Annotated in this window: 6 protein-coding genes; 1 reads left to right on the forward strand and 5 read right to left on the reverse strand. The window is 65.8% G+C overall.

Annotated elements, in window-relative coordinates:
* The first annotated feature begins 178 nt into the window (after nucleotides 1–178).
* Nucleotides 179–1,258: a PDDEXK nuclease domain-containing protein gene (locus tag SS2_RS16805; protein WP_066466252.1), complete on the forward strand. Its 1,080-nt coding sequence runs from the start codon at nucleotides 179–181 to the stop codon at nucleotides 1,256–1,258.
* A 220-nt stretch (nucleotides 1,259–1,478) separates the two neighbouring features.
* Here SS2_RS16805 and SS2_RS16810 read toward each other — a convergent pair whose 3' ends face one another.
* The 5 genes from SS2_RS16810 to SS2_RS17540 form a co-directional block, all read right to left on the reverse strand.
* On the reverse strand, nucleotides 1,479–2,699 hold the full coding sequence (locus SS2_RS16810) for an ABC transporter permease (RefSeq protein ID WP_066466254.1): 1,221 nt from the start codon (nucleotides 2,697–2,699) through the stop codon (nucleotides 1,479–1,481).
* On the reverse strand, nucleotides 2,696–3,403 hold the full coding sequence (locus tag SS2_RS16815) for an ABC transporter ATP-binding protein (protein ID WP_066466256.1): 708 nt from the start codon (nucleotides 3,401–3,403) through the stop codon (nucleotides 2,696–2,698). The genes SS2_RS16810 and SS2_RS16815 overlap by 4 nt, the downstream gene beginning before the upstream one ends.
* Nucleotides 3,400–4,635 carry a peptidoglycan-binding protein gene (locus tag SS2_RS16820; RefSeq protein ID WP_066466258.1) on the reverse strand — a complete coding sequence of 412 codons (1,236 nt, stop codon included), beginning with the start codon at nucleotides 4,633–4,635 and terminating at the stop codon, nucleotides 3,400–3,402. The genes SS2_RS16815 and SS2_RS16820 overlap by 4 nt, the downstream gene beginning before the upstream one ends.
* A gap of 122 nt (nucleotides 4,636–4,757) precedes the next feature.
* The gene (locus SS2_RS17535) at nucleotides 4,758–5,339 is read right to left on the reverse strand and encodes a hypothetical protein (RefSeq protein WP_157607420.1); all 582 of its coding nucleotides are present in this window, start codon (nucleotides 5,337–5,339) and stop codon (nucleotides 4,758–4,760) included.
* Between the two features lie 344 nt (nucleotides 5,340–5,683).
* Nucleotides 5,684–6,175, reverse strand: coding sequence for a hypothetical protein (locus SS2_RS17540; protein ID WP_157607421.1), 492 nt, complete (start codon nucleotides 6,173–6,175; stop codon nucleotides 5,684–5,686).
* Nucleotides 6,176–6,559: the final 384 nt, after the last annotated feature.

The following is a 6,559-nucleotide window of genomic DNA, read 5'->3' on the forward strand; positions in this document are numbered from 1 at the left end:
ACCCTACTGACCAAAATCGTTGTTGACACCCTGTGGTCGTGAGGAAGGGGTAGAGCTCGGTCTGCAGGATGGCAGTACCTCTGCATTCGCCTGCTGCTTGACAGCACGCGCCCCTGCCATCGGCCACGCACCCGGGACCTTGCCGCAGACGCGGCGCCAGGCGGGGAAGATGGTACCTATGAAGACCTCCGCTGAGCTCGAACCCGACGGTTACCGAGAGCTCCTGGCTGACCTCAAAGACCGCGTGCGCGCGACGCAGGTGCGCGCGGCTCGTGCCGCGAATACCCAGGTGCTGCGCCTGTACTGGTCGGTGGGCCGCGACATCCTCGACCGCCAAGAGCGCGCTGGATGGGGCAGCAAGGTCGTCACCCGACTGGCCGCAGATCTGGGTCGCGAGTTCCCCGACCAGCGCGGCTGGTCACGCACCAACCTGCTCTACATGCGCAAGGTCGCGGAGATCTGGCCCACGGAGCCGGAGTTCGTCCAACAGGCCGTTGGACGATTGCCCTGGGGTCACGTCACCGTGCTTCTCGACCGGCTCGACACCCGCGCCGAGCGCGACTGGTACGCCGAACGCGCCGCCGAGGGCGGGTGGACTCGAGCTGTCCTCGAGCACTACATCAAGGCTGGCCTGCGCTCCAGCATGGGCGCCGCACCGACGAACTTCACTTCTGTACTGGAAGGCGCGGACTCCGAGCTCGCCCAGCAGCTCGTGAAAGACCCCTACCTGTTCGAGCACTTGGGGCTCGTCGCGCACCAGAACGAACGCGACATCGAGCAAGCCCTCATGGACCGACTCCAAGACACCCTCCTCGAGCTCGGTCGAGGCATGGCGTTCGTGGGGCGCCAGGTCCGCCTGACCGTCCCCGACACAACCAGTTCGCGCGTCGACGAGTTCTACGTGGACATGCTCTTTTTTCATCTTGAGCAGCTGCGCTACGTCGTGGTCGAGCTTAAGGTCGGGGACTTCGAGCCTGCGCACCTGGGCCAGCTTGGTACCTACGTCGCGATCGTCGACGACCAGCTTCGCCACGACGAGATCCACGCACCCACCGTCGGGATCCTGTTGTGCACGGGCAAGAACGGCTCGACCGTGCGCTACGCCCTCGCCTCGACGTCGGCGCCGATCGCGGTCGCTGAATATTCCGGCCTGCCAGCGGACGCCCGCGCGGCCTTGCCGTCCAGCGATGAACTCAACGCCATTGTCGACGCCGAACTTGAAGAGCATCCCCTGCTCGAGAGCCCACAGGGTCCCTGAACTGCGCCGTCACTGTGCTTGAGGGAAGGTCTTCGGTGAACGTCCCGCCCGGACCTTGTGTCTCTGGGCGCATCCAGATCCTCTGCCACTTAGCCAGCACCACCGCCGCTCCCGAGCGCGGGATGTTCCGCTGGAGCCGGGTGCGCCGCCCATGATTGGGACCTGACCGTCTCCGGGTGATTGCGGCGTCGGCCTCGGGCGGCGGGAGGGCGCGTGCAGGTCAGTCGCTGCGGACGGCGAGGGCGGGGCTGATTCTGGTGACGTTCCATGCCGGGTAGGCCGAGGCTAGGAGTCCGGTGAGGCCTCCTAGGGCTGGGCCGTACAGGAACGTCCAGGGGTCGAGGTGGGCTGTCCATTGGTTGGCGGTGGAGACGGCCACGACGGCGACGGCGCCGACGGCGCTGCCGGTGATGCCGCCGACGAGTCCGATGACCAGGCCTTCACCCCAGAACACGGCAGAGACTGCGGCTCGTGAGGCGCCCAGGGCTCGTCGTAGGCCGATCTCTGCGGTGCGCGCCACGACGGAGACGATCATGGAGTTGGCGATGAGCAGGCAGGTGAGCACGAGGAGGAAGGCGCCGATCCAGGCGGCGAACTGGCCGAGCTGGGTGTCGACGCCCTGGCGTAGCGCGCTGAGGTTGGTGACCTGGGAGTTGGCCAGTCGCTCGGGCTGGTCGGGGCGGATGGCGGTGCGGATGACGCCCGCGACCGGGGCTCCGGCTCCTGGTGCGGTGCGCACGAGCAGGCTGGAGGACGCGTCCGAGCGCATGGCGTCCACTGCCAGCCCGTAGGGGATGACGGCGTAGGCGCCCAGGTCGATCCGGCCTGAGTCGATGAAGCCAATCACCTGGTAGAGCGTGGGGCCGATCTGGATCTGATGGCCGGTGGGGTTGGGGCTGATGGGGATGGACAGTTCGGCGGCGGCGGAGGTTCCCAGGAGGACGACGTGCTGGTCGGTCTCCAGCAGCCAGGTGGTGGTGGATTGCTGGGCCGCCTCGTTGGCGTTCATGAATCCGGGGGTGGCGCCGAGGACGGGGACCTGGATCTCTTGCGGGTCGCCGGGCCGGCGCACGGCCGTTGTCTCGTTGCGGTCGACGGCGATGCTCAGACCGGCGGCCTCGACCAGGGTGACCGATTCCGCGCGGGCCTGGGTGTCGGCGGGGAAGTAGGACGCGGGTGCGCCGCCGGTGGCCGTCTGGGCGTCGTCGGAACTGGTCTCGACGGGATTGACCTCGACGGTGACCAGGTCGAGGGTGGAGGCGGCGAGAGAGCTGGCGATCTGCTGCGCTGCGGTCGAGGAGATCCCGAGGGAGGCGAGCAGGGCGCCGGTCGAGAGTGCGACGGCGGCGACGATGAGCGCGGTCCGGCTGCGGCGGGCGGACAGCTCGACGACGACGTCGTCGATGAGGTCGACGGCACGGGAGGACTGGGTTCTACTCATGACGGGCGGCCTTCGACCAGGCGGCCGCCGTCGAGGGTGAGCGCACGATCGGCCCACTGGGCGATCCGCAGGTCGTGGGTGATGACGACGATCGTGGTGCCCCCGCGGGCTAGTGCGTCGAAGATCTCCAGGACGGCGGCGGAGTTGTCGGCGTCGAGGTTCCCGGTCGGTTCGTCGGCGAGCAGGATGTCCGGGTCGGACACGATCGCCCGAGCGATGGCCACCCGTTGCCGCTCGCCTCCCGAGAGCAGCCGGCCCAGCGCGTCGCGACGATGGCTGAGCCCGACGCGGGCGAGGACCTCGGCGATCTGACCCGCCCGGGCCCGTCGAGGCGTGCGGGTGATGGCCAGCTTGAGACCGATGTTCTCCGCGACGGTCCGGTGTCCCAGGACGTGGGAGTCCTGGAAGACGAACCCCAGCCGCTGCGCCCGCAGATGGGTGCGCGCAGTGGCGGACATCGTCGAGGTGTCCTGGCCCGCTAGCTCGTACCGGCCCGAGGTGCACTCGTCGAGCAGGCCGACGATGTTGAGCAGGGTCGACTTGCCCGAGCCCGAGCGCCCGACGATGGCAAGCCGCTCTCCCGCGTGCACGGTGAGGTCCACACCCGTCAGGGCCGTGACAGGCGGCCGGGTCGGGTAGGTCTTCGTCACCTCGGACAGGTGAAGGACCGGGGGCTGGCCTGGTGCGGCGAGCACGTTGCTCATGGTGTCCCGGCGATCAGGACGGTCTCCCCGTCGTGCAGCTCGTCGCTGGCCACCAGCGCGAACCCGTCGGCGCTCATGTCGACGACGACCTCGACCTTGCGCGTCGTCTGACCTTCCACCACGAGAACGTGGGTCTGCGCGCCCTCGGTGCGCACGGCGACGAGCGGCACAGCGAGCCCGGAGAGCGTCTGGCTCGCCCCGGACGGACGGACGAGGACCGTTGCGCCGTCCTCCAGCCCTGTGGCCTCGGGCGCAAAGCTGATCGTGACGTCGGAGCCGGGGAGGGAGGCCGTGTCGCTGGCGCCCTGGAAGTCGCCTACTGCTGTGATCGTGCCCTCGATGCCCGTCCCGCCCGTGCTCAGCGTCACCGTCACGGCAGCCCCCACGGGAAAGGTCGCCGCATCCTTGACTCCCACGCGTGCTGTCACCGACAGGCTTCCTTGACGCAGCGTGGCCACGGACGTCGCCTCGCCGCCCAACGAGGTACCCACAGGCTCGACCGAGAGGACGTCGACGCCGTCCGCCGGGACGGTTATGACCTCGGCCATGGGCAGCGGCGTGTCCGCCGCCAGGCGCGCTTCGTCGACCACGCGTTGGAGTTCGGCGATCTCTGCGTCCTTGATGAGCTTGGCGGCCGCTGCGGCGTCGGCAGCAGCCTTGGCAGTGGCCTTGACCGCGGCAGCATCGCCGTCATCAGGGGCAATAGGGTCGGCACCGCCCCCGGGTGCTGTCGTCGCGTCGCTCGGCGCCGGCTTCCTGGCCTCGGCCAGAGCCTCGACCGCCTCGTCGAGCGCACCAGTCTTCTCCGGCGACGCCTGCGGCGCGGTCACCGAGTTCTGTGCGTACAACGCCCGGATCGCGGCGCTCGTGCGCGCCCCGAACTGTCCGTCCACCGGACCGGTGAGAACCCCCGTATCGATCAACGCCTGCTGCAACGCCCGCACGTCCGGGCCGCTGTCGCCAGGAGCCAGGTCTCGATACAGGTCGAACGGCAGGTTGAGCGCGATGAGTGGCCGCCCGGAGACCTCGGCAAGGACCTGCCCAGGACGCAGCACCGACCCCGGCCCAGCAATCACGCCAGTGACGATCGTGCGACCAGCCGCCGCAGCGACCGGCACGACGGTCGTCGTCACACCGGCAGAAGCCGTCCCGGTCACCGTAGCGACCGGGACGGCGAACTCCTGGGTGCCTACCAGCGCCGTCACCGCGGGGTCCGCCTGTGAGTTGGCCACAGCACCTTCCCATGGAGAGCGGGTCAGCCCACCAAGCACAAAGGCGAGAAGTGCAACAACGCACGAGATGACCACCCAGATCACAAGGAAACGTCTGGGCCTCGCAGAAAGTGAAGCATCCCTCACTCGGAGACTCCCTGGGTGGCCAGGTACTCACGAGCCTCGGCGACAACCTCATCAAGCTGGGCACGGTAGGCGACCAGATCGGTTGCATACTCATCAATAATGGGGGCCTGGAACGCGGCAATTTGACCAGCAAGACGCTCGACAAGCTTCACCTGATCTTTGCAAGCGACAACTTCGAGCGCCAGCGAGATCTGCTCCGCATCGATTGTGCTGCTATCCTGCCCGACCACCGCGAGCTTGTCGTCAGGGTCAGGCTCGATACCTTTGTCAATAAGACACTGACGATATTCCCCCAGCGCATCTTTCCACTCCTGAGTCTGCGAAGCTAGCTCAGAGGTGGTGGCCAACTCAGCCGCCCAAGGACCCCGCGCAAATTGCAAGGAATCGAACCGCGCACTTTCAGGCAAGGCAAGGCACTCATCAATTGCGGCCTGCGCCTCATCGGTACTGAGATCGTTCGACTTCCATGCGGGAGGCGGCTCGGTCGAATCGGGGACGGGGACACCATTGATCGTCACCCCATTAGCCCGCATATCGGCTTGAGTCATAGGTTTAACGAAGGCGAAACGTTCTGCCATGGTCGTCGTCCACACTCCGAAGTAGTTGGACGCATCATAGATCGGGTCCCACCCCCCAGAGTAAGGGGCGAATGGAATCCCCTTAGGGGCGACGCACGCGCTTAGCGAGTAGCTCAAGGCCGCCGAAAGAATGTTCTCCTCCTCTAGATTAAGTCCGAATCTCTCGTGAGGAAAGATAATTGCACCGGACTGTCGGTCCAAGCCAGGTGAGACACTAAGGCCACTGTCGGTCTGTGAACGAGTAGGCGCGCTCAACGCTTCCTCCTGCACGCCGCAACCGGTCAGCCCAAGGGCGAGGAGAGCAATAAAAGCAGCCCTCCCCGCCCGTCGACCATGAAAAACTCTCAACATCCGCTGAACTGGAAGCTGCTGATATTGTCGTTGAAGTTCTTTGTTGCATGAGGACCAAATCCGGCGCCGTCACCAAGATATGAGTCTTTGTAACCAGAGCCAACCGCCGTCTGGCTATTCAGATAGAAATAATCTCCGCTCTGGCTGGGATCGACATACCAGTACGTGTATCGGCACTGCCCACCATTGGCCCAGGCAGACGAGGCGATATCGCGATATCCAGTTACCGTGCTGAAGGGAGAGTAGGTTCCGGCGTTGACGCTGTTGCCCCACTCCTTTGCTGTGCCAGAAGCGTTGTAGTTGATATTCTCCCAGAGGCAGGCGAACCCCTTGGTGCATCCAGTCGCCGCCTGCGCCGAACCGATTCCAGCAATTCCCAACGTCGCGGCCAAGGCGGCTGCTAACGCAAAACGCACTGACGTCTTCTTCACTGATGCACTTCCTTGTGTATCTCCGATCAGCGCGGCGCTGACCAGCAGGTTCATCAACCTACACCATCTGTGAGCTCTGTGTCTATAGAGGGTGGTTCGTGACGATATCGCTTCCTCGACGGAGTCATTTTTGCTTGGCGGGAATCTCCGAGCAGCCGTCGGTCTAAGGCTCGTCACGTCGTCACACGATCGCTTCGACCGTTGAGGGCTCCAGGCTTTCGTGACACCCAGGCGCGTGCCCCTATTCGGTGCCGTCGGGCCCCCAGTGCGGATGATGGTCTGCTAGCACCCTTGTCTGAATGCGCAACGCGCCCGAGATGGTGCAAGGTGTAGCCGCGCATCCGCGCAAAATACCTTTGGCCTCGACCAGGCGTGGCCCAGATGACAACGCGGCCCCGGCAAGTCCACGATCTCGCCACAGACCTCATCTGTCTCATT

Source organism: Sanguibacter suarezii NBRC 16159 (assembly GCF_001552735.1).
GTDB lineage: Bacteria > Actinomycetota > Actinomycetes > Actinomycetales > Cellulomonadaceae > Sanguibacter > Sanguibacter suarezii.